This window comes from Aciduliprofundum sp. MAR08-339 (assembly GCF_000327505.1).
In the GTDB taxonomy this organism is placed as follows: domain Archaea; phylum Thermoplasmatota; class Thermoplasmata; order Thermoplasmatales; family Aciduliprofundaceae; genus Aciduliprofundum.
In genome coordinates, this window is record NC_019942.1 from 665,436 (window position 1) to 690,051 (window position 24,616).

Annotated in this window: 28 protein-coding genes; 12 read left to right on the forward strand and 16 right to left on the reverse strand. The window is 46.1% G+C overall.

Annotated elements, in window-relative coordinates:
- Positions 1 to 6: 6 nt before the first annotated feature.
- Complete coding sequence (locus ACIM339_RS03680) at positions 7 to 486, forward strand: hypothetical protein (RefSeq protein ID WP_015283264.1); 480 nt, start codon at positions 7 to 9, stop codon at positions 484 to 486.
- Here ACIM339_RS03680 and iorB read toward each other — a convergent pair.
- From iorB to ACIM339_RS03725, 9 genes are read right to left on the reverse strand one after another with little or no spacing between them, the layout of a single operon-like run.
- Positions 483 to 1,064 (reverse strand): indolepyruvate ferredoxin oxidoreductase subunit beta, encoded by a 582-nt coding sequence (iorB, locus tag ACIM339_RS03685; protein WP_015283265.1) that lies wholly within the window; start codon positions 1,062 to 1,064, stop codon positions 483 to 485. The two genes, ACIM339_RS03680 and iorB, sit on opposite strands and share 4 nt — an antisense overlap.
- The gene (iorA, locus tag ACIM339_RS03690) at positions 1,061 to 2,950 is read right to left on the reverse strand and encodes an indolepyruvate ferredoxin oxidoreductase subunit alpha (protein WP_015283266.1); all 1,890 of its coding nucleotides are present in this window, start codon (positions 2,948 to 2,950) and stop codon (positions 1,061 to 1,063) included. Before iorA ends, iorB begins: the two co-directional genes overlap by 4 nt.
- On the reverse strand, positions 2,950 to 3,852 hold the full coding sequence (gene porB / locus ACIM339_RS03695; protein WP_015283267.1) for a pyruvate synthase subunit PorB: 903 nt from the start codon (positions 3,850 to 3,852) through the stop codon (positions 2,950 to 2,952). Before porB ends, iorA begins: the two co-directional genes overlap by 1 nt.
- The gene (porA, locus tag ACIM339_RS03700; RefSeq protein WP_015283268.1) at positions 3,852 to 5,042 is read right to left on the reverse strand and encodes a 2-oxoacid:ferredoxin oxidoreductase subunit alpha; all 1,191 of its coding nucleotides are present in this window, start codon (positions 5,040 to 5,042) and stop codon (positions 3,852 to 3,854) included. The genes porB and porA overlap by 1 nt, the downstream gene beginning before the upstream one ends.
- Before the next feature lies 1 nt (position 5,043).
- On the reverse strand, positions 5,044 to 5,361 hold the full coding sequence (locus ACIM339_RS03705; protein ID WP_015283269.1) for a 4Fe-4S binding protein: 318 nt from the start codon (positions 5,359 to 5,361) through the stop codon (positions 5,044 to 5,046).
- A complete protein-coding gene (locus ACIM339_RS03710; RefSeq protein WP_015283270.1) occupies positions 5,362 to 5,922 on the reverse strand; it encodes a pyruvate ferredoxin oxidoreductase subunit gamma in 561 nt (186 codons plus the stop codon).
- A 28-nt stretch (positions 5,923 to 5,950) separates the two neighbouring features.
- Positions 5,951 to 6,958, reverse strand: a complete 1,008-nt coding sequence (locus ACIM339_RS03715) for a methyltransferase (protein WP_015283271.1) — start codon at positions 6,956 to 6,958, stop codon at positions 5,951 to 5,953.
- Positions 6,955 to 7,494 (reverse strand): NTPase, encoded by a 540-nt coding sequence (locus tag ACIM339_RS03720; RefSeq protein ID WP_015283272.1) that lies wholly within the window; start codon positions 7,492 to 7,494, stop codon positions 6,955 to 6,957. The genes ACIM339_RS03715 and ACIM339_RS03720 overlap by 4 nt, the downstream gene beginning before the upstream one ends.
- Entirely contained in the window at positions 7,484 to 7,873 is a 390-nt protein-coding gene (locus ACIM339_RS03725) for a dihydroneopterin aldolase family protein (protein ID WP_015283273.1), read from the reverse strand. The genes ACIM339_RS03720 and ACIM339_RS03725 overlap by 11 nt, the downstream gene beginning before the upstream one ends.
- 93 nt (positions 7,874 to 7,966) lie before the next feature.
- On the opposite strand from ACIM339_RS03725, the gene ACIM339_RS03730 reads away from it, so the two are divergent.
- The gene (locus tag ACIM339_RS03730; RefSeq protein ID WP_015283274.1) at positions 7,967 to 8,914 is read left to right on the forward strand and encodes a peptidylprolyl isomerase; all 948 of its coding nucleotides are present in this window, start codon (positions 7,967 to 7,969) and stop codon (positions 8,912 to 8,914) included.
- Here the strand turns inward: ACIM339_RS03730 and ACIM339_RS03735 are convergent.
- Together ACIM339_RS03735 and ACIM339_RS03740 are read right to left on the reverse strand one after the other, a co-directional pair.
- Positions 8,908 to 9,273, reverse strand: a complete 366-nt coding sequence (locus ACIM339_RS03735; protein WP_015283275.1) for a NifB/NifX family molybdenum-iron cluster-binding protein — start codon at positions 9,271 to 9,273, stop codon at positions 8,908 to 8,910. The genes ACIM339_RS03730 and ACIM339_RS03735 overlap by 7 nt on opposite strands.
- Before the next feature lie 9 nt (positions 9,274 to 9,282).
- A complete protein-coding gene (locus ACIM339_RS03740; RefSeq protein ID WP_015283276.1) occupies positions 9,283 to 10,059 on the reverse strand; it encodes an HD domain-containing protein in 777 nt (258 codons plus the stop codon).
- Between the two features lie 85 nt (positions 10,060 to 10,144).
- On the opposite strand from ACIM339_RS03740, the gene ACIM339_RS03745 reads away from it, so the two are divergent.
- Genes ACIM339_RS03745 through mobB form a run of 3 tightly spaced genes read left to right on the forward strand, consistent with a single transcriptional unit; the run spans position 10,145 to position 13,292 of the window.
- On the forward strand, positions 10,145 to 11,377 hold the full coding sequence (locus ACIM339_RS03745) for an MFS transporter (protein WP_337954350.1): 1,233 nt from the start codon (positions 10,145 to 10,147) through the stop codon (positions 11,375 to 11,377).
- A gap of 31 nt (positions 11,378 to 11,408) precedes the next feature.
- Complete coding sequence (glp, locus tag ACIM339_RS03750) at positions 11,409 to 12,617, forward strand: gephyrin-like molybdotransferase Glp (RefSeq protein WP_015283278.1); 1,209 nt, start codon at positions 11,409 to 11,411, stop codon at positions 12,615 to 12,617.
- Positions 12,618 to 13,292 (forward strand): molybdopterin-guanine dinucleotide biosynthesis protein B, encoded by a 675-nt coding sequence (gene mobB, locus ACIM339_RS03755; protein WP_015283279.1) that lies wholly within the window; start codon positions 12,618 to 12,620, stop codon positions 13,290 to 13,292.
- On the opposite strand, the gene ACIM339_RS03760 is transcribed toward mobB, so the two are convergent.
- Positions 13,285 to 13,890, reverse strand: coding sequence for a GNAT family N-acetyltransferase (locus tag ACIM339_RS03760; RefSeq protein WP_015283280.1), 606 nt, complete (start codon positions 13,888 to 13,890; stop codon positions 13,285 to 13,287). The genes mobB and ACIM339_RS03760 overlap by 8 nt on opposite strands.
- 4 nt (positions 13,891 to 13,894) lie before the next feature.
- On the opposite strand from ACIM339_RS03760, the gene ACIM339_RS07920 reads away from it, so the two are divergent.
- The 3 genes from ACIM339_RS07920 to glmS are packed head-to-tail and all read left to right on the forward strand — an operon-like array spanning position 13,895 to position 17,015.
- Positions 13,895 to 14,053: a hypothetical protein gene (locus ACIM339_RS07920; RefSeq protein WP_015283281.1), complete on the forward strand. Its 159-nt coding sequence runs from the start codon at positions 13,895 to 13,897 to the stop codon at positions 14,051 to 14,053.
- Between the two features lie 40 nt (positions 14,054 to 14,093).
- Positions 14,094 to 15,254: a sugar phosphate nucleotidyltransferase gene (locus tag ACIM339_RS03765; RefSeq protein WP_015283282.1), complete on the forward strand. Its 1,161-nt coding sequence runs from the start codon at positions 14,094 to 14,096 to the stop codon at positions 15,252 to 15,254.
- On the forward strand, positions 15,255 to 17,015 hold the full coding sequence (gene glmS / locus ACIM339_RS03770; protein ID WP_015283283.1) for a glutamine--fructose-6-phosphate transaminase (isomerizing): 1,761 nt from the start codon (positions 15,255 to 15,257) through the stop codon (positions 17,013 to 17,015).
- Here the strand turns inward: glmS and ACIM339_RS03775 are convergent, their stop codons facing one another.
- Positions 17,016 to 17,504, reverse strand: coding sequence for a DUF2250 domain-containing protein (locus ACIM339_RS03775; protein WP_015283284.1), 489 nt, complete (start codon positions 17,502 to 17,504; stop codon positions 17,016 to 17,018). It lies immediately after the preceding gene.
- 74 nt (positions 17,505 to 17,578) lie between these two features.
- Between ACIM339_RS03775 and ACIM339_RS03780 the strand changes: the two genes are divergently transcribed.
- Positions 17,579 to 18,826, forward strand: coding sequence for a phosphopentomutase/phosphoglucosamine mutase (locus ACIM339_RS03780; RefSeq protein WP_015283285.1), 1,248 nt, complete (start codon positions 17,579 to 17,581; stop codon positions 18,824 to 18,826).
- On the opposite strand, the gene ACIM339_RS03785 is transcribed toward ACIM339_RS03780, so the two are convergent.
- Positions 18,804 to 19,814 carry an adenosine deaminase gene (locus tag ACIM339_RS03785; RefSeq protein WP_394295538.1) on the reverse strand — a complete coding sequence of 337 codons (1,011 nt, stop codon included), beginning with the start codon at positions 19,812 to 19,814 and terminating at the stop codon, positions 18,804 to 18,806. The two genes, ACIM339_RS03780 and ACIM339_RS03785, sit on opposite strands and share 23 nt — an antisense overlap.
- Before the next feature lie 80 nt (positions 19,815 to 19,894).
- On the opposite strand from ACIM339_RS03785, the gene glmU reads away from it, so the two are divergent.
- Genes glmU through ACIM339_RS03800 form a run of 3 tightly spaced genes read left to right on the forward strand, consistent with a single transcriptional unit; the run spans position 19,895 to position 23,210 of the window.
- Positions 19,895 to 21,097, forward strand: a complete 1,203-nt coding sequence (gene glmU / locus ACIM339_RS03790) for a bifunctional sugar-1-phosphate nucleotidylyltransferase/acetyltransferase (RefSeq protein WP_015283287.1) — start codon at positions 19,895 to 19,897, stop codon at positions 21,095 to 21,097.
- 31 nt (positions 21,098 to 21,128) lie between these two features.
- Positions 21,129 to 21,869 carry a sulfite exporter TauE/SafE family protein gene (locus tag ACIM339_RS03795; RefSeq protein WP_015283288.1) on the forward strand — a complete coding sequence of 247 codons (741 nt, stop codon included), beginning with the start codon at positions 21,129 to 21,131 and terminating at the stop codon, positions 21,867 to 21,869.
- A gap of 45 nt (positions 21,870 to 21,914) precedes the next feature.
- Positions 21,915 to 23,210, forward strand: a complete 1,296-nt coding sequence (locus ACIM339_RS03800; RefSeq protein ID WP_015283289.1) for an APC family permease — start codon at positions 21,915 to 21,917, stop codon at positions 23,208 to 23,210.
- On the opposite strand, the gene ACIM339_RS03805 is transcribed toward ACIM339_RS03800, so the two are convergent.
- Both ACIM339_RS03805 and ACIM339_RS03810 read right to left on the reverse strand, forming a co-directional pair.
- Positions 23,205 to 23,639: a CBS domain-containing protein gene (locus ACIM339_RS03805; protein ID WP_015283290.1), complete on the reverse strand. Its 435-nt coding sequence runs from the start codon at positions 23,637 to 23,639 to the stop codon at positions 23,205 to 23,207. The genes ACIM339_RS03800 and ACIM339_RS03805 overlap by 6 nt on opposite strands.
- Positions 23,640 to 23,654: 15 nt before the next feature.
- Positions 23,655 to 24,533, reverse strand: coding sequence for a GDP-mannose 4,6-dehydratase (locus ACIM339_RS03810; RefSeq protein WP_015283291.1), 879 nt, complete (start codon positions 24,531 to 24,533; stop codon positions 23,655 to 23,657).
- Positions 24,534 to 24,616: the final 83 nt, after the last annotated feature.

Sequence of the window (24,616 nt, forward strand, 5' to 3'; positions counted from 1 at the left end):
ATAGGTATGGGAAAATACACGCTATTGCTTGTCTTGGGTCTCGCTTTAATTCTTTCAGCCTCAATAACCCTGGGGGCCCTTCACATTTGGGCTTCAGGTAATTCTCACAGAATTGTTATCTCTGGAATTTCGATGGAGAATATCCCCTTGAATCTTAGGGAGAGAGAGCATGTGCTCATTTCCTCGTATTCCAATTTTTCCTACGAGGTTCTGAATTCAGCGGGAGTAGTTAAAACTGCAGGGAATGCGAGCAATGCCGATATAATCCTTGATCCCGGTAATTACACTATAAAAATAGAAAATCCAAATGATTTCAAAATAAATGTATCCATAGCCATGGTTGGGGAGGCCGAACTCCAAAAATTTGCTCTGCTTAGCTACGTATCCATTGCCATATTTTTCGTAGGAGCGCTATTGACCATTATCTCCTTGGGGCTTCTTCTCTGGGAGAGAAAAAAGGAGGAAAAAATCTACACGAGGTATTAGAGCTTAAGGGCCTCGTAGCCCATCTCAAAAGCTCTCAAATTCATCTCATGGAACCTTGGAGATATTCTTTCCTTTATTGCCTCCACCAGGACATCCTTTTCAATGGGGAACTCTGGAATCCTAGCAAGGGCACCGAGCATAACTATGTTTGTTGCTATTGAATTTCCAGCCCTTCTCGCCAGTTCCGTGGCCTCAAGAGGCAAGACTTTCAGCCCTTCCATCGCGTTTAGAAGATCATCAACCTCTGGATACTTTGACTCTCCGAGGGATGCGGTTATGGGTACAATGGGTTCTGTGTTCACGATGACATAAGATCCCGTATGTGCCTTGCTGAGAACCCTGTAGGCCTCCACCGGTTCAAAGGCCACTATTATATCGGCCTCTCCCCTTCCTATCAGGGGGCTTTTTGCCTCTCCTATCTTCATCTCCGTGACCACGACTCCTCCTCTCTGGGCCATTCCGTGAACCTCGCTCATAACAACGTTTATGTTGGAGAGCAACGCTGCTTTTCCAACTATGCTTGATGCGGTGAGCACACCCTGACCGCCAACTCCTGCGAATATTATGCCCGTGCTCATCTTATCACCTTCTTCTCAATTGCATTGAATGGACATACTGTGGCACAAACTCCACAGCCATCGCAGAGGGCATCGTTTATCTTCACCTTTGGCTTTCCATTGGGAGCGAGATCATCCTTGTCCTTGTATATGGCAACACAGGCAAGCCAGTCGGAGCATATCCCGCATTGGGTGCACTTATCCTGATTTATCTCGTAGACCCACCATTCTCCCTGCTTCCTGCGTGCTGCGTCCCATAGCAGGGCGCATTCCCTCTTGGCGATTATAACCGATATTCCCTCGTGCTGTATTGCCTCTTTGAACACCTTAATTGTTTCCTTCACATCGTAGGGATCCACCGTGCGCACGAAATCTATGCCTATTCCCCGCACCAGTTTCTCAATGTCCACATAGGGTGCCTTGTTGCCCATACCGTCCATTGGCAATCCGGGATGTGGCTGATGCCCTGTCATTGCGGTGGTGCGATTGTCAAGCACAACATAAACCAAATTTGCGTTGTTGTGGTATGCGTCAATCAATCCGGGAATGGCCGCGTGGAAGAATGTGGAATCTCCAACGAAACCAATAACCTTCTGCTCCGTGGCCTTTGAAAAGCCCACCGCGGTTCCTATGCTGGAGCCCATGCACAGCAGGTAGTCGGCCATCTCGTATGGTTTCTGAATACCGAGGGTGTAGCAGCCAATGTCCGTGGTTATTATGGCGTCCTTTATTTTGAGTTGCTTAAGAGCCATCATGGCCGCGTAGTATGTGGCACGATGCGGGCATCCGGGGCATAGCACAGGTGGTCTTGATGGAAGTTCCATGGGTTTCGGCTTGTAGGCATTTCTCTTTATTTCAATTCCCAAAATTTTCTCCAGTGCGTCCTTTATTATGTCTGGGTTGTACTCGTAGGCCCTCGGGAAATAACCATTTAACTTGCCGTATATTCCCACATCAAGCCCGTGCATCTGGGCCACGAGCCTCGTTTCCTTTTCAAGATATGGCTCAAGTTCCTCCGCAATTATTATCTTTTTATGCTTCTGTATGAACTCTCTCACCAGCTCATCGGGAAATGGATGCGTGAATCCAAGTTTAAGGATGTTCGCCTTTATCCCGAGTTGATGAATGACATCGTAAACGTAATTGTAGGCCACACCGCTTGTTATTATTCCCACCTCTCCATCATTCCATTCCACCCTGTTAAGAGGTGAGGAATTTGCCATCTTTCTGGCTCTCTCAATCTTCTCAAGGAGTTCTTTATGCATTCTTCTGGAATTTGCAGGTACGGGCACATACCTGTCTGGATCCTTCTTGAAGTATCCCTTTCCCCTCTTCTCCCTCATCTCACCGTATTCAACTATGCCACGAACATGGTTCACACGGGTTGTTGTGCGGAAAAGAACGGGAAGTTTTAGGGCTTCAGATATTTCAAAGGCTTCCTTTATGAAATCCTTCATTTCTTGGGCGATGGATGGTTCTATCATTGGCATTCCCGAAATTTGAGCGTAGTACCTGTTATCCTGCTCGTTCTGAGATGAGTGCATGCTTGGGTCATCTGCCGTTAAAATCACGAGCCCGCCATTTGTGCCAAGGTATGCGGTGCTCATAAATGCATCAGCCGCCACATTAAGGCCAACATGCTTGAAGAACACCAGTGCTCGGAGTCCCGAGGCTGCTGCAGCAGCGCTCACTTCCATTGCAACTTTCTCATTTGTGGAGAACTCAAAGTATATGCCCGCCTTCTTTGCTATGTAGAAAAGAGTATTTCCTATCTCGCTTGACGGAGTACCGGGATATGTGGATGCGAAATCCAGGCCCGCTTCAAGAGCTCCTCGCACCACAGCCTCGTTTCCCAGGAGGAATTCCTTCCTACCCGGTTCATTGAGCAATATGTGCTGGAATTTCATCATTCCTCCTCCTGAGAGCAGCGCTCCTTCTTGAGCAGGGCTTTCCAGTTCTCGTTAACGTACTCCTGAATCCTCGCAATTTCCTCCTCGGTGAGATGTCTGAACCTTCCCTGTAGGCGGAGGTACTCCTTTATTGGTTTGGGATTCTTTGGCCTCACAGTTATTCTGTATTTGCCATTGACCACTTCGTAGAGAGGAAATGCATTTGTCTGCACTGCCAAGCGTGAGATTTCCACGGTTTTATCCGGACTGTGTTTCCATCCCGTTGGGCATGGGGAGAAGATCTGAATGAATTTGGGACCCTTTATCTCCTTTGCCCTCCTCAATTTTGCGATCATATCCTCAGGATACGCTATTGTTGCGGTGGCCACATAGGGGATGTGGTGGGCAACCATGATCTCAGCCACGCTCTTCTTCGGCTCCCACTTGTACATCCTTTTCTTTCCTCCAGGGGTTGTTGTGGTCCACGCACCTGGAGGTGTGGAGCCAGAGCGCTGAATACCCGTGTTCATATACGCCTCGTTATCGTACATTATGTAGAATACATCATGACCGCGCTCCATTGCTCCGCTCAGGGCTTGGAGGCCAATATCGGCCGTGCCTCCATCTCCTGCAAATCCAACAACGTTCACATCCTCCTTGCCCATGGCGTTGAGTGCCTCCCTTATGCCGGATATGGCAGCACCCGTTACCTCAAAGGCTGTGTATAGCAAAGGCACCTCAAGGGTACGGTGAGGGTAAACTCCAGGTATAACGGCCCAGCAGCAGGCAGGTATGGATAATATGGTGTTCTTTCCCAAGGCCTTGAGAACATAGCGCATTGCTATGGTTGCTCCACATCCAAGGCATGCGGTGTGCCCCGGGAGCATATATTCTTCCTCAGGTATTGTTAATTTACGCATTATGACCACCTCTCATCGCCGTGCAGTCCAACCCATTCAATTTCCCTATCCACATGTTCTTCCTTGGCAATTTTGAGCATATCATCAAATACCTTTATCAGGATGTTGGGAGTGATATCCCTTCCACCCAAACCCATAACGTAATTCTTCACGGGGACACCCGAATGTCCATAGAGGGCCGCCTTGCTCTCGGTGTAGAGATCCGCCCCGTAGCCGAAGGTGTAACTTCTGTCAACTATGCCGAGCATTTTCGTTTTCTTCGCCAGACTCCTTATTTCCTCGTAGGGGAAGGGCCTGAAGTATCTAACCCGGGCAAGGCCAACCTTCTTTCCCTTCTCCCTCATTCTATCCACTATGTCCTTGGCGGTTGAGCCTATGGTGCCAAGCACCACCATTATTGCATCTGCATCTTCTGTTCTGTACTCCTCAATGAGGGGTGCATACTCCCTGCCAAACACCTCGGCAAACTCCTCCACCGTTTTCCTTATCTCTTTCCTGGCATCGTCCATCGCACGGGCCATCTTATAGCGGAATTCCATATAGGGACCCTCGGGCATTATGAGAGAGCCGTAACCTTCTGGATTTCCGGGCTCAAGTTTGAATGCAGGATCATACTCCCCAAGGAAATCATCCACAAGTTTTTGCTCGGGTACATCCACACCCTCTGATGTGTGGCTCAGGATGAAGGCATCCTCCATGACCATCGTGGGTAGGAGAATGTGATGCTTCTCCCCTATCCTGTAGGACATTATTATCGAATCAAGAACCTCCTGGTTGTTCTCCGTGTAAATCTGAATCCAGCCCGTATCCCTCTGAGCCATGCTGTCCATCTGATCAGTCCAGACGCTCCAAGGCGGGGCCATTGCACGGTTCACAACACTCATAACTATGGGCAATCTCGCTCCCGAGGCCCATATTAGCAACTCGTGCATAAGCGTAAGACCATGGGCACTTGTTGCCGTGAATGTCCTCACCCCTGTGTTCTGTGCTGCTATGCACGCTGCCATGGCGGAATGCTCAGATTCAACGCGTATGTATCGGGCATCCATTTCACCGTTGGCTATGAAATCTGCAATCGTTTCAATTATGCTCGTCTGAGGGGTGATGGGATATGCGGCCACAACCTTGGGTCTTGATAATCTTGCGCCCCACGCGGCAGATTCATTTCCTGTAAGAATCATCTTCACCATTTCAATCCTCCTCCATCTCCTCAAGAACCATATCAATGGCCTTTACGGGGCATTCGTTGGCACATATGCCGCAGCCCTTGCAGTAATCGTAATTGATCTCCACAGTGTCAAATTTTTCCAGTGCCGCCTTGGGCGCCGGATGCTTGTCAGGCGGGGCAAAGTATATGGCGGGTTCCGGGCAGAACTTCCAGCATATGTAGCACCTTATGCACTTCTCGTAGTTTATCACGGGCCTGAAGGTTCTCCATCCACCCGTCTTGTTCTCCGTGCTCGCGACCTTTGCTATTGGTGTTGGTTCCGCGGGTAGAATTATGGGCATTCAATCACCTCCTAAATTTGTATGCTCGTAGGCCTCCTTGGCGGCCTGGGCATTATCCTCCTTCTTTACGGGAGCACCCTCGCGAATTGCGTCCATAACGGTTTCTATCTTCACGAGTCCGCTTATTCTGGCAAAGGCACCAAGAATTGCGGTATTCACAATTGGTGCGGCCTGGGAGCCTAGGCGATGTCTTATCGCTATCGTGGTTGCATCCACAGTTGCCACCTTGGGAAAATCTAGCATCTTCTTTAGTTCCTTTGGGCTCTTCATGGTATTTACGAGAACCCAGCCATCCTCTTTTATTCCCCTAAGAACATCCACAGCCTTTATGAGCGATGGGTCTAGAACTATGACGTAATCAGGGTCGTATATCTGATACTTTGCCCTTATCGGCTTATCATCCACCCTGGTGAACGCAGTCACAGGTGCACCGCGACGCTCAACACCGAAGTAGGGGAAGGAGGACACGTACTTACCCTCCATAAAGAAGGCCTTTGCCAGGATCTTTGATGCTATGACAGATCCCTGTCCACCTCTTCCGTGAAAACGTATTTCTATCATTCAATCACCATGGGGTAATCGCATTATCCTATTTATGGCCTTCTCCATTTATTATTTCCTTGACAATGTTTGGCGGGGCATCGCTTCTTATGCCCTGATGTGAGAACTGGGTGGGTGCGGCATAATACCCCATGCTCACAAGTTCTTCAATCACCCTTTTAGGTGACGGTGTTGATACGTGCAGCTCCCTGGATATTGATGGAATGTGGTAAAACAGAAAACCTCTTTCATCTGACCATATTTTTAGGTATTTTTCCAGAAGGTTTCTGGTGGGAAGCCAATCTGGAATCTTTGCATTTTTCAGAAACTCAAAATCATGCAATTCTCCCTTCCACAGAGGCCCTCCAAACTCGCAGATGCCCACCCTCTCCAATGACCTTCTTGCCCACCTAACTCCGCGAATGACCTTTACGTAGACCCTGTAAAAATGTCCGCGCCACACGCTTAACAATGGCTCAATTCCCAGGTCCGACCTGCCGGCCATTCTCGCAATGTAACCCAGAAGCACCCTCACGCCTATCTCGTGAACCAGTTCCACAGGGGCCTTCACTTTTGAAAGGTACCTCCTCTCTATTCTGCGATTTCTTCCTCCAAGGGTGGCCGTATCCGTGGCCGTTATGCCGAGAACCCTGCCCGATAGTAGGGCCATATCTATGAAGGGTACGGGAGTGCCAAAGGGGTCTATGTCCACATATCCGAATCTTCTCTGGGCCATGAGGGCATTTGCGTTGGTATTTTCAATTTTCACATCAACCTTGTTCATGTCCGCATTTTTTCTCATCACCTTCACTGCCTCTGGATTTACATCGTTCAGAGTAACCTCCATGCCTATCTCCTTTGCTATTCTTATTCCCCGCACCCCGGTTGCTGCCAGGGCATCCAGGGCATCTCTCAGGTTCAAATTGTAAAGAATGAATATGCTCGTGTCCCTGTTAAAAACCATCTCTCTGTTATAAAACACACCCCCTGCACTTCCGGGGCCTCTCTCGTTCACGTTTGGAGCGAGCACCTTGACAAGTCCTTCTTCAACTATCACTGCCTCTCCCCTTTTATGAGTTGTACTATCTTGAAGGGAAGAAGGTTGCGATTTATGGGTGTGACCTCCAGCATCCTTATGTCATCGCGGCGACGGATCTCCTGCAGGAGTGGATTTCTGGATTTCTTGTGGAGTGTCATTATGAGGTGCTTATCCATATCAAGGATCTCCCTAACCGTTTGAACGAATTTCTTGCTCTCCACTTCCATTTTTCCGATCTCATCTATGACGATAACATCCGCCTTCTCCATAGCATCTTCCAGGGCCTTTATTCCGACCTCCTCCAAAATTTTCACATCCACACCGTACTTTCCAACCCTGTGGCGAGATTCAAAATCCTTATGGGCGAAGACCTTCCTCTCCTTGCTCATCCAGTCAAGAACGTAGAATCCCGTTCTCTTTCCTCCCTCCCTAAGTTCCTCCGTGATCATACCTCCAACAACAAAGCCCTCCTCCTCCAAAATTTCAATCGTTTTTATTAGCGTCGTGGTCTTACCCACACCGGGTAATCCACTCAGGCCTATCTTACTGTACATCTTCAACACCTCTAATTTCCTTTATGTACATAAGGGGATAATCCATATCCTCCACATACTCAAGTTTGCAGACCGCAATTTTATCCTCATACTGTACCACAAGGTCAACATCGAGCATGTCCCCCGTCAGGGTCAGGTACTTGTAAAATCCGCTCTTCTTTTTTATTCTTCTTCTATCAATTCTCACCTTTGCATCCACGACAAAGGGTTGAACCTTCAAACTTGCTTCAATTGCCCTTTCAAGGGCATCCACATTTTCTAAACTGAGAGGCGTGCCCACGAATTGATGATACACGGTGCCCATCTTTATACCCGCCTCAAAGGCAGCTCTCTCCGAAGAAGAGCAGTTGAAATACCTCTTTGCCCTGTCAATTTTCATTGTGGAAGGGGTATGGCAAACACGAATATTATTGTTTCGTGCATGAATGCAAATAATTAAATATGCAATCCAAATATCGTGCTGGGGATTAAAATGGAGAAAGGAGACATAATTCGCTGGGAATTCGAGGCCTGGGTTGTTGAGAATGGAGAGGAGGTTCTGTTTGATACCACGAAGGAGGATCTTGCAAAGGAGCATGGCATTCATGATCCAAATATGAAGTACGGGCCCATGGTCTCCGTCGTGGGTGCAGGAAGATTAATAAAGGGCATAGATGAGGAGTTGCTCAAGGCCGAGGTAGGCAAGGAGTATGAGGTGACGATAGAGCCCAAGGATGCCTATGGAGAGAGGGATCCCAAACTTGTAAAGATTCATTCATACAGGGAACTTGCGAGGCAGAAGATTGAGCCAGAGGTTGGTAAAGAAGTTATAATAAACAACAAGCGTGGGAGGATAGTCACAGTCACTCCCGGAAGGGTTGTTATAGATTTCAATCATCCCCTTGCAGGTAAGACTCTCAAGTACAGATTCAAGGTTGTTGAGAAGGTTGAGGGGGATGTGGATAAGGTCCGTGCCATAATTGAGATGGATTACGGAAAGGAAGTGGACAAGTTCGGTGTGGAGATAAAGGATGAAGATATCCTCATAACCCTACCGGATGTGTGCAAGTACGATAACAACTGGAGCATAGCCAAATATGCAATTGTGGGAGACATAAGGGACTACGTTGGCAACAGGAATGTGAAGTTCATAGAGGTCTATCCAAAGAAGGAGGAACCCAAGGAAGAGGCGAAAGAGGGCGAAGAGGAGCAGGGTGAAAAGGAGAGTGCCATTATTGAAGATAGAGCAAACAAGGCGGAGATCTCCAAGGACAGGGTCATTATAAATGGTAAGGAAATAAATATGGAGGATTATGTTTACACCAACAGCGGCAGGTTCAAGGTCTCGAAATTTGCAGAGGATTTTGGCTACGAGGACACCAAGAAGGCAAGGGAATTTCTGAATAAAATATGGGAGAAGTACAAGGAAATCAATCAATAGCCATTTTCCACATTTTTCTCTATTATCTCGTGAATTTTACCATCAAGGAATTTCTTCAGCACATCTTCAATTTTCCCGGATATCCCGCTCAAAACCTTTATGCGCATGTGATTGAAAAACTCCACCAGTTGTGGAGGGATACTCTGAGCCATCAGTAACTCTCCATCATGCTCCTTTATGAACATTGGAAGGTCCCCTGGATCCAGAAAATCAAGGGGCATTTCCAAAATTTCCCATTTTATTAACTCTCCTTTCTCTAAATCCACATCTGCAAAAAGGTAGTACTTTGCCTTGAAAAGGTCCCCATGCACTTGGCTCTCCAGCCCGTTTTTCCCTTTGCAGGGAAACACAACTTTCATTTTTTCACCTCAAAATTCCACCTTTTCAACAATTCTCTCCTCATGCTCACCCACAACCTCTGCCTGTACCTCCACCAGGTGCCTTATACCCGAGGTTTCAATCTTGTTCTTTAGGAGTTCATCAACCTGAAATATGCCCGCAGAGTTTCGCATCTTTATCCTTATCTTCAATGGTTTTTCCCCTCCCTCCATAACGCTAACTTCCTTTATGGCCATGGCGGACACAGAATGTATGTTGACCTCTCCCATCTGGAACGGAATCCTTGCGCGGCCCTTCTCCATGTCAAGGGCATCTGCAATTTTCACCACTCCCGCCTCCAGTGTCAGGGGAATGATCTCTGCCCTGTGGGAAAATATGGCATGCAGGATTTCCGCCTTTACTATAGCCTTCTCCTCACCCTCGTATATGCCCTCAAGAAGCCTGTCAATTATTGGAATGGAGAGGGGTAAACTGTTCTGCTCGTGTTCGGTGCGATGTATGGCGTGTCCTATATCGTGAAGGGCCGAGGCAAGCACAACGATTATTTCCGCGTCATCGTTGGTCATATTGTAGTCCCTAACAATGTTTGGCTTCACGCCCCTCCCAACGAGGATTCTTAGCATCTTCAATGCGAGGTTGGCTACAATTTTAACATGCACCGGCCCATGATCGTTGTACCCCAGGCGATCAATGGCGATTATATTTGAAGCCTTCCAGAGCGTGTTGAGTTCCACGTCTTCCTTTATTTTCTGAAGCAGAATTTTGAGTTTTTGGTTATCTCCGCATGGTACCGAAAATTCTACCATGGGTGTACATGCGCGCATCATATTAAAAATGCCCTTTTTGCATCAAAACGCAAAGAATTTAATACATCCGGAATTTTACCTCACTGTGCACAGAGAAGGCATTTTCAGGGAGATCACGAACATGAGGCTTTTGCATCTCTCATTTGCATTTCTGCTCATAAACATGGGCTGGGGCATGGCCTGGCCGTACCTGCCAAACCTCATAAAGCTTCTGGGAGGTGGGGTTCTCGCAGTTGGCATGCTATCCATACTTTTCAATCTCGCATCGTCCTTCGGGCAGTTTTTCTGGGGGAGGAAATCCGACAGGATGGGTAAGAGAAAGATATTCGCGGTATTTGGCGTTTTCTCAAGCGGATTTTTCTTCCTCCTGATGGGCTTTGCCACCTCCGTGATCGTAGTTTTAACCCTCCGAACCCTTCAGGGATTTTTCGTGTCTGCACAAACTCCTGCGGTGAGCGCCCTGGTATCTGAAATATCCAGGGATGTGGGTAAGGGATTTGCCGTGTTTAACTCCTTCTCCAATGTGGGTTTCATGCTCGGAAACTTCGCAGGGGGTGCAATAACTTCCGCATTCCCAATTCAATATGTCTATTACTTTTCCGCATTACCCATATTCTCGGGGATGGCAATTCTCATATTCTTCCGGGAAGAAAGAAAGAACCCAGAGGATCTTCGTCTTCTGATGCGTTATGATCGTCCCGGAAGAACGGTGTTCAGGTGGAAGAATGCCAGGGAATTCATAAGGAGGAACAGGAACATTTCACTTTTCTCCGTTTCAATATTTGTGAGTATGCTCGGGTCCGGAATGGTTTACACTTTCCTTTCGCTTCTAATAGGCGATAGGTTTGGGGATGCATGGGTGGGTACCTATTTCGGTGTTGATGGTCTTGTGTCTATACCTATGATCTTGCTTTTCGGGTACATAGCCGATAAGTACGGAAGCAAACCCGTTTTGATTTACGGACTCCTTGGCTATGCGCTTACCTTCTTTCTCTATTACTCTGCCACGAGCATACCCATTCTCATTCTCGCGGCCATAGTTTCAGGAAGCAAGTGGGGCTCGTACTTCAACTCTGCCAACACATATGTGGCAAGGATGAGCACGAAGGGGGAAAGGGCCACCGCCCTTGGGCTTATGAACTCTGCTATGGCCGCAGGATGGGTTATAGGACCGCTATTTGGGACGTATCTTATCCCAGAGATGGGCCTGGCAGAGACCGTTCTTGTTGCCATATTGCCCGAGATCGTATCCCTGGCTATTGTTCTTTTCCTGAGAAACGACAGGCTCTTCCGCGATGGAATGCCTGTGGAATCATAAATTTGATATGCTTCTTGGTGCATATCCCTCTATGAAGCCATTCACCAATCTGATTCCCTTTGAAGAGGCCAGAAGAATCGTGCTGGAAAATGTCAAGCCTGTTGTGGATATTGAGGAGGTCCCACTTCTGGATGCCCTGCATCGTGTTCTCGCCGAGGACATAGTTGCCGGGATAAATGTTCCCCCATTTGCAAGGGCCGCAGAGGATGGCTATGCTGTTCGTGCGGAGGACACATTTGGAGCGGGGCAATACTCTCCCAAAGAATTGAAACTCGTGGGTGAGATAAACACGGGAGAGAGCAAGAAGATAAAAATAGGCAGGGGGGAATGCGTTAAGATAGGTACTGGAGCGATGCTCCCATCGGGAGCAGATGCCGTCGTGCGTGTTGAAGATACTGAGGAGGAAGATGGCATTGTGCGCGTTTACAGACCCGTCCATCCTGGCTTTGATGTGGCGCCTGAGGGTGAGGACATAAAAAAGGATGAGATCGTTCTTGCGAAGGGTACGTTTCTGAATCCTCCGAAGATCGGAGTCCTTGCAGCCCTGGGAATTGCCAGGGTCAGGGTTTACAGAAAGCCCAGAATTGCGGTGCTTCCATCTGGCAACGAACTCAAGATGCCTGGGGAAGAATTGGAACCTGGAAAAATCTACGATGTGAACACCTACACCATTTCTTCCGTGATAAAAGAAAACGGTGGAAAGCCTGTTATCTTTCCATTTGTGATGGATGATAGGGAGGATATAAGGAAGAAGTTGAAGGAGGCGATGCAGTACGATATGGTCGTGTTTTCCGGTGGCTCTTCCGTGGGGGACAGGGATTTGCTAATAGATGTTGTGAAGGAACATGCCCGGGTGCTCTTTCACGGTGTGCAAATCAAGCCGGGAAAGCCTACATGGTGCGCTGTGGGAGATAGGATGATATTTGGTATGCCCGGATTTCCCACCTCTTGCCTGAACGATTCATACCAGTTCCTCGCGCCAGCGGTGCGGAAGATGGCACATCTTCCTCCCAAGGAGGAGAGGCTTGTGAGGGCGAGAATGGCCAGGCGCATAACATCCACACTGGGCAGGATGCAGTTCTTCACTGTGCGTGTTGAGAATGGATATGCTTATCCGGCATACAAAACATCCGGGGCTATAACAAGCATGGCCTATTCAGATGGATACATAATCATTCCCGCAAATTCTGATCTTGTTGAGAAGGATGTGGAGGTTGAGGTACATCTCTGGGGTGATTGAATGTACCTTGGAATATGCGGCTATTCAAATTCCGGAAAGACTGCGCTCATATGCGAGATAATCGAGCATCTCAGGGATTACAGAATTGCGGTTGTGAAACACACTCCGCATGGAATAGACCTTGAGGGCAAGGACAGCGATAGGTTCAAAGAATCGGGTGCGAGGGAGGTTGTGCTTCTCAATGAAGAGAGGGTTCATTTTAAGCAAAGCGCATCTCTTTTTGAAGTTTTGAAGGAATTGGAAGGGTACGATGTGGTCCTTGTTGAGGGTTTCAAGAAATACAAATTCCTTCCCAAGGTGTGCCTTGGAGACGCCCCCTGCGAGGCCTGCGTGATGAGGGACCCAGGTTTGGATGAAATTTTGGAATACATAGAGAGGGAGGTTGAAGTGGAAAGAATAATGCGCCAGCTTCCAAACTTCAACTGCGGAGAGTGCTCGCACAGAAATTGCAGGGAGATGGCCGAGGCAATATACCGTGGCGAGGATGATTTCTCCGGATGCAGGTACTGGAATCCCGATGCTGTTATAAGTGTAAAGGTGAATGGCAGGGAGATATACATGGGTAGATTTGCCCAGGATGTTGTTGTTGGCACAATTTCTGGCCTCCTATCTTCCTTCAAGGGAGTTGGTGAGATTGAGGAGGTGGAAATAAGGTACAGAAAGAAAACTAAATGATATCGTTCAGATATTTCAGATACTCCTTGCCTTCATCTCCCAATACCTTCATAATCAATTTTTCCCTCTCCTCCATGTATTCCTCCCTGAGTATGTCAAAGCAGTACCAGTCCCATTTCCTTCCCAGGACAAATGCCGCCTTCCTTGATTTTCCGTAGAGTTTGAAACCGCAGGATTCAAGTACCCTGTGTGCCCTTTTATTGTACTCGATGCTGCATGCCTCGCATTTTTCCAGGTTTTTGTGGTAAAAGCATATCTCAAGAAGGGAGAGGGTTATAATTTTCCCCAGTCCCCTGTTCCAGTACTGCCTGTCAAGATAGGTACCTATGTTGCCCCTTGGGACATTCCCCCAGTTCTGTAGCCTTATAACTGCGGTTCCGATGGGCTCCATGCTCTCTCTCAGCAGAACAATGTAGTGCAACCTATCATCCCTCTTAATTTCCTCCTCAAAGTACCTTTCAATTTGCTCGAGACCCTTTGCATGATGGGGCGTTCCTCTGGAGTATAGCATGGTTTCAAAATCATTCTCCCACCTGTGCACGTATTCCAGATCCTTTCGCTCCCATGCTCTCATTATTATAGGGCCCAGTTGGATCATTGTTATGCATGATTTTGGTGGTATAAAAGAGTTTGCAAACATTGGTAGAATAGAGATAGAGGGCCTGACTTTCAGATTTTTCATAGGCCTCCCATATAACATGCTTGCAGATGGGAGCGGAATTCTTCCAGTTCAGTTCTCACCTTCCTCGTGCTCGGTGTGAAGAGGGTAATTTTTTATACTCCCATTCTTTTTCAATTTTCATGCACGCCATCATACTTGCAGCGGGGGAAGGCATGAGGTTAAGGCCTCTCACAACATACATGCCAAAGGTCATGCTCCCCGTGGGAAACAAGCCAATAATGGAATATGTTATAGATGCTCTTAGAGAGAATGATGTGAAGGACATAACAATTGTCGTGGGCTATCACGCGGATAAGGTAAAGCAGTACTTTGGAAATGGAGCCGATTTTGGAGTGAAAATAAAATATGCTCTGCAGAGAAAGCAGATAGGAACGGCCCATGCTCTCTACCAGGCTAAAATGGATGGAGAGTTTCTTCTTCTTTACGGGGACAATATGATAGATGCCCAATGTGTCAGGGAAATTTTGCAAAGTGGGGTTAATACAATTTTGGGTGTTAGGAGTGAAAAACCATTCAGGTACGGGATCATTGAGATGGGAAGAAGGAATATAATTAAACTTGTTGAGAAAAGGGATTATGGGGAGGCCGTTGTTTTCACAGGGTTGGGACATTTTGACTCTGAGATATTCAGGAGAATTGAGGAGATGATGCAGAGCGAGATCTACGATTTGCCAGGAGTTTTGAATGCCATGGATATAGAAGTGAAGGTATCAAATTGCGGCTGGAGAGACGCACTCTATCCCTGGGATTTGCTTGATCTAAATTCTGTGACTTTGAGTTCCAATGTTAGAAGAATAGCGGGTAAGGTTGAGGAGTCCAATATAATTGGAAATGTGGAGATAGGGAGTGGCACCAGGATTGGTGCGGGTTCCTATATCTATGGGAATGTTAAGATTGGAGAAAACTGCAACATAGGACCCAACACGGTGATCATGGGTGATACGAGCATAGGGGATGGCGTTGAGATAGGAGCATTCGGATACATTGAAAATTCAATAATAATGGGGGGCACCAAAATAGGTGTGGGTTCCGTGGTAAAGAACAGTGTGATAGGAAGGGAGGTGGCTATAGGTGATAAATTTGTTGTGCTATCTGGCAATAGAAAAAGGATCTTCGTTGATGAGATCATGAGCGTGAACGGAGGGGCAATTGTGGGAGATGGGGCCACCATAGGGGCAATTGTTGTTGTTGCAGAGGGATGCATTGTGGGGGCGGATAGTAGAATTGGAAGCATGAAATTCATTCGGAGCGATTTGGGAAATGGTGAGAGAGTGGTTTAAATGTGTGGCATTGTGGGCTACGTTGGGTTCAGAAGTGCAAGGGAGGTGCTCATAAGATCCCTAAAGAGGCTTGAGTACAGGGGCTACGATTCTGCAGGGATTGCCATAGTCAATGGGCAGCTGAATGTTGAGAAGAAGAAGGGCTACATTTCAAATTTGAAGGTTGATTTTGATGGCACGATCGGAATAGGACACACAAGATGGGCTACCCATGGAAATCCGGAGGATAGGAATGCGCATCCCTTTGTTGATTGTAGGGGTGAGATTGCAATAGTTCACAACGGGATAATTGAAAATTATGCTAGACTCAAGGGAGAGTTGATCAGCAGGGGACATGAATTCAAATCCGATACGGATAGTGAGGTTATTGCCCATCTCATTGAGGAGCATTATAAGGGTGATTTCAAGGAGGCATTTTTTAAGGCCATAAAGAATCTTGAAGGATCCTTTGCCATTGCAGCGATTCACAAAAAAGAGCGCAGGATAATGGCTGTGAAGAAGGAAAGTCCCCTTGTTGTGGGAATTGGAGACCATGAGAATTTTCTTGCCTCCGACATACCTGCATTTCTGGAATACACAAACAGGGTTATTGTGCTCAAAGATGGAGAGGTTTGTGAACTCACAGACGATTTTGCAAGGTTCTACACCATGGAGGGCAAGAGTATAAGAAAGAGAGTGGAGTATGTGAACTGGAGTGTTGAAGATGCGGAAAAATCGGGATATGAACATTTCATGCTCAAGGAGATATTCGAGCAGCCAAAGGCCCTTTACGATACCCTTACTTCCCTGGAATCGAGAAACGAGTGGCAGGTAGATTTTGGAAGGATCACAATGGTGGCATGCGGCACATCGTACCATGCGGCTCTTGTGGGAAAATATGTTATTGAGGAGATATTGCAGGTTCCTGTTGATGTTTACTATGCCTCCGAGTATCGCCACAGGCCTGAGATTGTCGAGGACTCCATGGGCATATTCATAACCCAGAGTGGGGAGACTGCAGATACAATAGCAGCTGCAAAAAAGGCGAAGGAGCTGGGATACTTTACACTCGGTATAACCAATGTGGTTGGAAGTTCCATAACAAACTATGTGGATCGGGTTCTATACACCAGTGCAGGTCCGGAAATTGGTGTGGCAGCCACCAAAACTTTCATAACCCAGATTTTAACACTCTATTATTTTGCCATAAAAATGGCCAGAATCAGGGGGAGGATATCCACAAGGAAATACCATGTTCTCAGGGAGAATCTGAGGCGGGTGCCCCATGATGTTGAGAGGACTTTGAAGATGAATGAAAGAATCATGAAGGAATCAGAGAAAATATCCCGCGCCAGAGATGTGTTCTTCATAGCCAGGGGCGTAAATTATCCTATTGCCCTTGAGGGAGCGTTGAAGATGAAGGAAATCTCCTATATCCATGCAGAGGGCTATCCTGCAGGAGAGCTCAAGCACGGTCCCCTCGCACTGATCTCCCAGGGTGTGCCTGTTATAGCCCTTGTTCCAGAGGATAAAACATATAGCAAGATGCTCTCAAATGTGAAAGAGGTAAGTGCGAGGGGGGCCTACGTCGTTGGTGTATCGCCAAGCAAGGATGTGGAAAAGTACGTGGATACTCTCCTGAAAGTCCCCGAAACGGATCCATTGCTTTCTCCCTTTGTGAATGTGGTTACTCTCCAGCTTCTGGCCTATCACACAGCCCGGATACTTGGAAGGGAAATTGACAAGCCTAGAAATCTGGCAAAAAGCGTAACTGTGGAATGATCAAAGACCTGCAAAATCTGCAAATCTAATAAAATATCTTGTCTTCTTGCCAGATTTGGTGATGAACCCCCACCGAATTAGTGTGTTTTGAAAATCTTCACATTTTCCGAATTTTTTGCAGGCGTCTTCAAAATCCCTAGAATTTGCCAGAATTTTCAAGAATGTATAGCCAGATCTTCCTAAATTATTGTTGAAATAATTCTCTAGGAAATCTTCGTTGATTTTTCTGGAAAAAATTGCTCCCTTTCTGGATAGTTTGTAGTATGTGTGATGTTTGTGTACCTCGCTTGCCCTCTTGAACCTTGCTCTTGATCTCTTTATTGCAGAGCCAGAATCCCTTTCAAGAATTCCTAGGGATATGAGGTAATTTATTGCCTCTTCAATCCTTTCAAGGTCAACCTGGGTCATTTTCATAATCATCTTTGCGTACTCAACACCTGCCCTTTTTATATGAAGAATTATGTAAATTTGAAGAGGAGTCAGTTCCATGGTGGATAATGGGAGAGTGATTTAAAATGTTTGGTTCTGCAAATTCTTTTATACCCAATATCCATTCATTCAGCATGAAATTCTCAGGCTCGTCTGGTATAAGGGCAAGGTGGAGCTCGGAGATTCTTGATATTGCCTATAAAATGGGCTTGTTCCTTGGAAATATCAGCCAATCCGTGGTGATCGCATCGGATTTTCGTGAAACATCAGATTCTCTTCTCTCCATTCTTTCAGGGGGGCTTATGGCAGGAGGAGCAGATGTTTATTATGCAGGAAAAGTTCCCACTCCCACGCTTGCCTATGCTGCAAGAAACCACGATGCGGGAGTTATGGTCACAGCATCTCACAATCCTCCAGAGTACAATGGGATCAAGTTGTGGAACCCGGATGGATCTGCCTTTACGGATGAGCAGATTTCAAATCTCGCGGGGAAAGTTGTGGAATGGAGCAGGGTTGGAAAATGGCATGTGGAAGATGCATTGAATGGGCATTATGAAGCTCTTTTGCGGGAGTTTGGGCACCTGGATTTGAAGGTGGTTATTGATTGTTCAAATGGTGCTGCAAGTGTTATCTCTCCCTTTATTTTCAGGGAGCTGGGGGCGAAGGTAACCACGCTTAACTGCCACCCTTCGGGCTTGTTTCCTGGACATCCCAGCGAGCCCAGTGAGGAAAATTTGAAAGATTTGAAGAAAATGGTACTCACCTCACATGCCGATTTGGGCATTGCCCATGATGGAGATGCCGATAGATTTGTGGCAATAACTTCCTCTGGAAGGTATCTGAGCGGGGATCACATCCTCGCCATATTTGCCAGGGTACTTGGATTTCGCAAAATAGTTGCTCCGGTGGATTCATCCATGCTCCTTGAGAATTTTGCAGAGGTTATAAGGTGCAAGGTGGGAGATGCCAATGTATCCTCTGCGATGAAGAAGTTGGGTGTGGAGTTTGGAGGTGAGAACAGCGGCACGCAGATATTTGCAAAATGGAGATACACCCCTGATGCAATATATGCAGCCTTGAAATTTGCGGAGATTACCTCGAGGGAGGATATAGATGCTGTTGTGGCCGATTTTCCCAGATACTGCACCTTGAGAAGAAACATATACTATGAAAATCGCAAGGAAATGGAAAGGAAGATAGAAGAAATAATCAAGGATTATGATGTTGAGCGTATAGATGGTTATCGTGCTACCCTTGAAGATGGATGGTTCCTCATAAGATTCTCTGGAACGGAGCCAAAGATCCGCATAACGGTGGAAATGGAAAACGAGCAAAAAGCGAGAGAGATGATGGATACAATCATTCAAGCGTTGAAACCCTGATTTTCTCTATGCTCCCGAGCAACTCTTTCTTTCTCTTCTCAGAGGCAAAACTACCCATTATGGAGTTTTTTGCGAGGTTTATTATATCCCGCTCATTTAGTTTTAGTGCCTTACTCAGTGCAAGATAATTTTCGTTAACATAACCACCAAAATACGCAGGATCATCTGAGTTTATGGTGGCAATTATGCCCGCATTCATAATATTTCTTAGCGGATAATTCTCCAAGGTACGTACAACTTTCAATTTCAGATTTGATAATGGACAGAGGGTAAAGGTCATTTTTCTCATTCCGAGTGAGCGTAAGAGCGATGGATCTTCAACGGTTCTTATACCGTGATCTATCCTGTGCACACCTAAAATCTCAATTGCCTCCCTCACATACTCTGCCGGGCCCTCTTCCCCCGCATGAGCTACCTTTAAAAGACCAAATTTTTCTGCTTTCTCAAAAACCCTCTTGAACTTTGAAGGAGGATTGCCAAGTTCTGCAGAATCTAGGCCTATAATGTGAATTACATCCAGATACGCCTCTGCCTGGTTAAGGGTATTTATGGCGTCTTTAACGGGCATGTCCCTTAGAATGGATAGAATTATCTTCCACGATATCCCGCATTTCCTCTCTCCATCCCTCAGGGCCTTGAAAATCCCTTCAATCATATTTTCAAATTTTACCCCTCTGCGCATGTGTGCCTGTGGATCGAAGGAAAGCTCCACATGCTGAACATTGTTCTCCTTTGCCCTTTTAATATAATTCCAAGTTAGTTGATAAAAATCATTCTCGTCCCTCAAGACTTTCATGCTCTGATAGTAAATGTTCAGAAAATCCTGTAGATTTTCAAAGTTATACGCCTTTTTTATCTCCTCCACCGAGTGATAGGGAATGCTCACGTTGTTCTCCTTGGATAATCTGAACATTAACTCTGGCTCAAGAGCCCCCTCCACATGTATATGGAGTTCCGCCTTTGGCAGGGTTGCTATGATCTCCTCGATCCTCTCCATGGGGATGAAGTATGGAAATCCTATAAAAATTTTAGGTTAAGATTTTATAGGTTCATGGGATTATGCAAATCATGCGTGCATTCATCCTGGCTGCTGGAGAGGGGACAAGGATGTGGCCCCTGACGGATACAAGGCCCAAACCCCTGATTCCCCTTGGAAATAAGCCAATAATTGAGCATATTTTAGACGCAATAGTGGATTCTGGTATAAGGGACATATCCATTTTAATCGGGTACGAGGGAAGGCAAATTGCCGATAGATACGGTTACGAATACAGGGGTGCGCGTATAGATTATGTGTATCAGAAGGAGCGCCGTGGTACGGGAGATGCCGTGCTTTACGCAGAAAAATACGAGGACGATAGATTTCTCATCGTAAATGGAGATCTCTATTTTGAGAAAAATGCTTTGCGGGAGATTTTGAGTTATAATAATGCACTTTTGGGTGTGCACAAGGATGATGCCTCCCAGTACGGATTGCTTTTGGGAGGAGAGAATCTGAAAGAGATAAGAGAGAAGGTTCCTGGCTCATCAGGACTGGTGAATGCGGGAGTTTACGTTTTTGAGCGTGAAATATTCGATTATTTACATAGGGTGAAATTATCACCTCGAGGAGAGATTGAATTCACAGACGCTGTGAATATGTTTGCAAAGGAGCATAAGGTGAAAATTGTGAAATACTCAGGACTATGGCTTGATATAGGTATGCCATGGCATCTTTTAGATGCCACAAGGGCTTATCTGGAAACTTTGGAATGCGGGATTGATGGTTTTGTGGAGGAGAATGTGGTGCTCAAGGGTAAGGTGTGCGTGGGAGAGGGCACAAGAATAATGAGCGGCACTTACATAGAGGGACCTGTGCTGATAGGTAAGAACTGCAAGATTGGGCCAAATGCCTACATTCGTCCATACACGGTCATAGGAAATGGGGTGCATATTGGTAACTCGTGCGAGATAAAGGCATCTGTTATTATGGATAACTCCAAGATACCACATTTCAACTATGTGGGAGACAGTATAATAGGGGAGAGGTGCAACCTTGGTGCAGGCACGAAAATTGCAAATCTGCGATTGGATGAGAAAAATATAAAAGTTCCCGTAAAGGATAAACTTGTTGACACGGGTCGCAGGAAGCTGGGTGTGATAATGGGTGATGATGTTCACACGGGCATAAATGTGAGCATAGATGTGGGCACGATGATAGGAGCGCGAACAGTCATTGGACCTGGAGCGAGGGTCAAGGGTATTGTTGGCTCAGGAAGTAGGGTTTACTGAAAATATTAATACTCCCTACCAATACTCAAATGTGCAGGGATTGCCCATCTTGTTAACCGGACTATTGATCGGGCTTTTATCCGGAATGTTTGGATTTGGAGGCAGCTCCATAAGCACGCCTCTTCTGCGTGTACTCTTTCTCATCCCACCATATTATGCCCTCGCAAGTCCACTGCCCATGACAGTGTTTTCCTCCAGTGTGGCCACTTACAGGTATTGGAGAGAGGGCCTAGTTGATTGGAGAATAGTGTTCAAACTCCTTGTATTCATGATTCCCGGCTCGATAATCGGTGCGTTTCTGACCAAATACATACCTGGCAAGTATTTGATGTTGCTTACAGCGTTATTTTTGATATACATATCCCTTCGCTTCATATTCAAGAGAGAAAAACGATCAAGGAGAGTTGAGAGTAGGGTTTTGATTTATTTTCTCGGTTTCATCATAGGCCTTCTTTCCGGCCTGCTTGCAAACGGTGGAGGCATACTGATTGTTCCAATTCTCTATATTCTGGGAGTTGATCTGAAGAGGGCCATAGGATCATCCGTGGCCCTAGTACTTCTGGGTGTGATTCCTGCTGTGGTTGTGCACGCTTATCTGGGACATATAGACTGGATGATCACACTTTTTCTATCCCTAGGTGCAATACCCGCCTCTTACATTGGTGCATCCCTTACATTGAGGTTTTCCAGAGCAAGATTGAAGGTTCTTTATGGTCTATTTTTGCTCCTGGTATCCATCTACTTCGGTATTTTCGAACTCGTTCACTGGTGAACTCTCGGCAAAATAATTTATTATTTGAAAATATTACCCCATAGAATGAGAAGTAATAACAAGCTCCATTTCTGGTCCGTGTTTGCCCTCGGAGTTGGAGGAATGGTTGGTGGAGGCATATTTGCAGTTCTCGGTCTGGCTGTAGAACTCTCTCATGGGAGTGCCCCCATTGCGTTTTTCCTTGCTGGTTTGGTTGCCCTTATCACCAGTTATTCCTATTCAAAACTGAGTGTGAGATATCCAACAAGGGGCGGCACCGTGGAATTTCTCAATCAGGCGTATGGTACTGGCATATTCACAGGTGGGTTAAACATCCTGCTTTATCTGAGTTACATAATTATGTTATCCCTTTACGCCTACGCATTTGGAAGTTACGGTGCAACATTCTTCCCTGGAAATTATGGATTCTGGAGACATGTGCTAATAACCTTCGTGATTCTTCTGTTCATGGGCATAAACATTGTTGGATCAAAGGCCGTTGGTGAGTCGGAGGAGTACATAGTCGGGATAAAACTGTCGATCTTGATATTCTTCATAATAGTTGGGTTCTGGAGCGTTAAGTTTTCAAGGTTGGCTCCAGATACCTGGGTAAATCCTGTGAATCTTGTTGCGGGCGGTATGATAATATTCCTCGCATACGAGGGATTTGAATTGATTGCCAATACCGCGGAGGATGTGGATGATGTGCATAAAACACTTCCCAAGGCATATTATGCATCGGTGGTTTTTGTAATAATACTCTACGTGCTCATAGCAATCGTTGCCGTTGGGAATCTACCTCTCAATGAATTGGTAAACGCAAGGGACTATGCCCTGGCAGAAGCAGCCAAGCCGTTTTTGGGAGATGCTGGATTTCTGCTCATAGCCATAGCCGCTCTCCTCTCCACAAGTTCGGCCATAAACGCCACCCTTTACAGCTCTGCACGTGTGAGCTACGTGATAGCCAAGGATGGTGAGCTGCCAGAAGTATTCGAAAAGAAGGTTTGGCGCAGGCCGGTTGAGGGGTTGATAATCACGGCAGTGTTAACGATAATCGTTGCAAATTTGTTTGATCTCACAAGCATATCCACCATAGGAAGCTCTGGATTTCTGATAATATTTGGCCTGGTGAATCTTGCAAATTTTAAATTGCACGAAAACACGGGTGGTAATCGGGGCATATCCATACTCGGGGCCGCATTGGCATTCTTCGCCGTGGGGATATTGTTTTTCAATGTGGCCCACAGCAATCCATACGGAGTGTTGATATTCCTTCTCATGGTGGCCCTTTCGTTCATAATTGAGGTCATGTATCGCAGGATAACCGGAAGGGAATTGAAGTATCTTCTTAGAAAACTATAGATTGAGCTTTTCCCATACAGCCACAAGTTCTGTGGAGTCAAGGTCTCCTATGACCTTTCCCTCCCCATCGACCACAGGCAGTTCCCAAATCCTGTAAAGGAACATTTTTTCAAATGCCGTTTTGAGTGTATCCTCTCCTCTCACATATATCGGTTCTCTCATTATATCCTGAGCCACCGGTTTGCCATCAAATGCAATTGGGAGTTTAAAATCCATGTATTGGGCCGGAATGTAGTTTCTGTAGAGATAGATCAGCAGGGAATCAATTGTTATTATTCCCAAAAGCTTTCCTTCATTTCCAACCACGTAGATTGTTTTCGTTTTGGGATCCTCAATCATCCTATTCGCGATATCCTTCAGGGAAGTATTCTCTCCAACAAGCGCCGGCTTTTTTGTTATTAGGTTCATTATATCCTTAACATATAGCATAATTACCACATCCTCTCATTTTAAATTAATATTTTCCGAGAAGAAGAATCTTCTCAGATCCTCTTTCAGGTTTGTGTGTGGCTCAAATCCCAGATTCCTTGCTCTGGTTATATCTGCATAGGACCTCCTTATATCCCCATCTCTGGGTTTATCGTGCATTATTGGCACATCCTTGCCACTCAACTCCTTTATCATTTCTGCAAGTTTATTTATGCTTATCTCCCTCCCTGTGGCGCAGTTGTACACACCAGTGGCCTTTTTCTCCGATACAATTTTTATGAGAGATACCACATCATGCACGTTCACAAAATCTCTGGTTTGCTCACCATCTCCATAGATTACAAGGGGCAAACCTCTCTTTGCTCGATCCACGAATATTGAAATTACTCCTGAATACGGACTTGAAGGATCCTGGCGCGGGGAGAATATGTTGAAAGGTCTTATGGATGCTACCTTTAATCCGTAGAGCTCACCGTACATCATGGCGTATGTCTCCCCCGTGAGTTTGCTCAATCCATAGGGACTCTTGGGATTCTTTGGATGCTTTTCATCTATTGGCAAATATTCCGGCTCTCCGTATATGGCGGCGGATGATATGTATATGAAATGCTCTATATCTCTCCTTCTCGCATATTCAAGAAGGTTCAGAGTGCCGATTATGTTGTTTTCAGCATCGTACTTGGGATTTTCCACACTCTTCACTACACTCACCTGAGCGGCAGCGTGGATTATCGCGCTTATTTCATAATCCTTCAGAAGAGTGATCAGATCATCTCGTATGTCCCCCACAATATCCGTGTATTTTGATGGCCTAATATCCAGCCCCACACTTTCGGGGAAGCTTTCTATCAGGTATGAGCCAAGTTGTCCCGATGAGCCTGTGATTAGGATCATAGAGGGTTATGTACATAAAGGTTTAATAAAATTCTCATCTTCTGCAAAGATTAATATATCAAGTATAGTATATGAGTCAGAAT

Coding starts and splice junctions, on each gene's coding strand:
- iorB (WP_015283265.1), bottom strand. CDS start 1,064: ATGAGCACGGGCATAATATTCGCAGGAGTTGGCGGTCAGGGTGTGCTC.
- ACIM339_RS03720 (WP_015283272.1), bottom strand. CDS start 7,494: ATGTACAGTAAGATAGGCCTGAGTGGATTACCCGGTGTGGGTAAGACC.
- ACIM339_RS03760 (WP_015283280.1), bottom strand. CDS start 13,890: ATGATCCAACTGGGCCCTATAATAATGAGAGCATGGGAGCGAAAGGAT.
- mobB (WP_015283279.1), top strand. CDS start 12,618: ATGTACCTTGGAATATGCGGCTATTCAAATTCCGGAAAGACTGCGCTC.
- ACIM339_RS03810 (WP_015283291.1), bottom strand. CDS start 24,533: ATGATCCTAATCACAGGCTCATCGGGACAACTTGGCTCATACCTGATA.
- ACIM339_RS03740 (WP_015283276.1), bottom strand. CDS start 10,059: ATGGTAGAATTTTCGGTACCATGCGGAGATAACCAAAAACTCAAAATT.
- ACIM339_RS03800 (WP_015283289.1), top strand. CDS start 21,915: ATGAGAAGTAATAACAAGCTCCATTTCTGGTCCGTGTTTGCCCTCGGA.
- glp (WP_015283278.1), top strand. CDS start 11,409: ATGAAGCCATTCACCAATCTGATTCCCTTTGAAGAGGCCAGAAGAATC.
- porA (WP_015283268.1), bottom strand. CDS start 5,042: ATGGTGAAGATGATTCTTACAGGAAATGAATCTGCCGCGTGGGGCGCA.
- ACIM339_RS07920 (WP_015283281.1), top strand. CDS start 13,895: ATGCATGATTTTGGTGGTATAAAAGAGTTTGCAAACATTGGTAGAATA.
- porB (WP_015283267.1), bottom strand. CDS start 3,852: ATGCGTAAATTAACAATACCTGAGGAAGAATATATGCTCCCGGGGCAC.
- ACIM339_RS03710 (WP_015283270.1), bottom strand. CDS start 5,922: ATGATAGAAATACGTTTTCACGGAAGAGGTGGACAGGGATCTGTCATA.
- ACIM339_RS03735 (WP_015283275.1), bottom strand. CDS start 9,273: ATGAAAGTTGTGTTTCCCTGCAAAGGGAAAAACGGGCTGGAGAGCCAA.
- ACIM339_RS03730 (WP_015283274.1), top strand. CDS start 7,967: ATGGAGAAAGGAGACATAATTCGCTGGGAATTCGAGGCCTGGGTTGTT.
- ACIM339_RS03680 (WP_015283264.1), top strand. CDS start 7: ATGGGAAAATACACGCTATTGCTTGTCTTGGGTCTCGCTTTAATTCTT.
- ACIM339_RS03705 (WP_015283269.1), bottom strand. CDS start 5,361: ATGCCCATAATTCTACCCGCGGAACCAACACCAATAGCAAAGGTCGCG.
- ACIM339_RS03775 (WP_015283284.1), bottom strand. CDS start 17,504: ATGGAACTGACTCCTCTTCAAATTTACATAATTCTTCATATAAAAAGG.
- ACIM339_RS03765 (WP_015283282.1), top strand. CDS start 14,094: ATGCACGCCATCATACTTGCAGCGGGGGAAGGCATGAGGTTAAGGCCT.
- iorA (WP_015283266.1), bottom strand. CDS start 2,950: ATGAAATTCCAGCACATATTGCTCAATGAACCGGGTAGGAAGGAATTC.
- ACIM339_RS03725 (WP_015283273.1), bottom strand. CDS start 7,873: ATGAAAATTGACAGGGCAAAGAGGTATTTCAACTGCTCTTCTTCGGAG.
- glmU (WP_015283287.1), top strand. CDS start 19,895: ATGCGTGCATTCATCCTGGCTGCTGGAGAGGGGACAAGGATGTGGCCC.
- ACIM339_RS03805 (WP_015283290.1), bottom strand. CDS start 23,639: ATGCTATATGTTAAGGATATAATGAACCTAATAACAAAAAAGCCGGCG.
- glmS (WP_015283283.1), top strand. CDS start 15,255: ATGTGTGGCATTGTGGGCTACGTTGGGTTCAGAAGTGCAAGGGAGGTG.
- ACIM339_RS03780 (WP_015283285.1), top strand. CDS start 17,579: ATGAAATTCTCAGGCTCGTCTGGTATAAGGGCAAGGTGGAGCTCGGAG.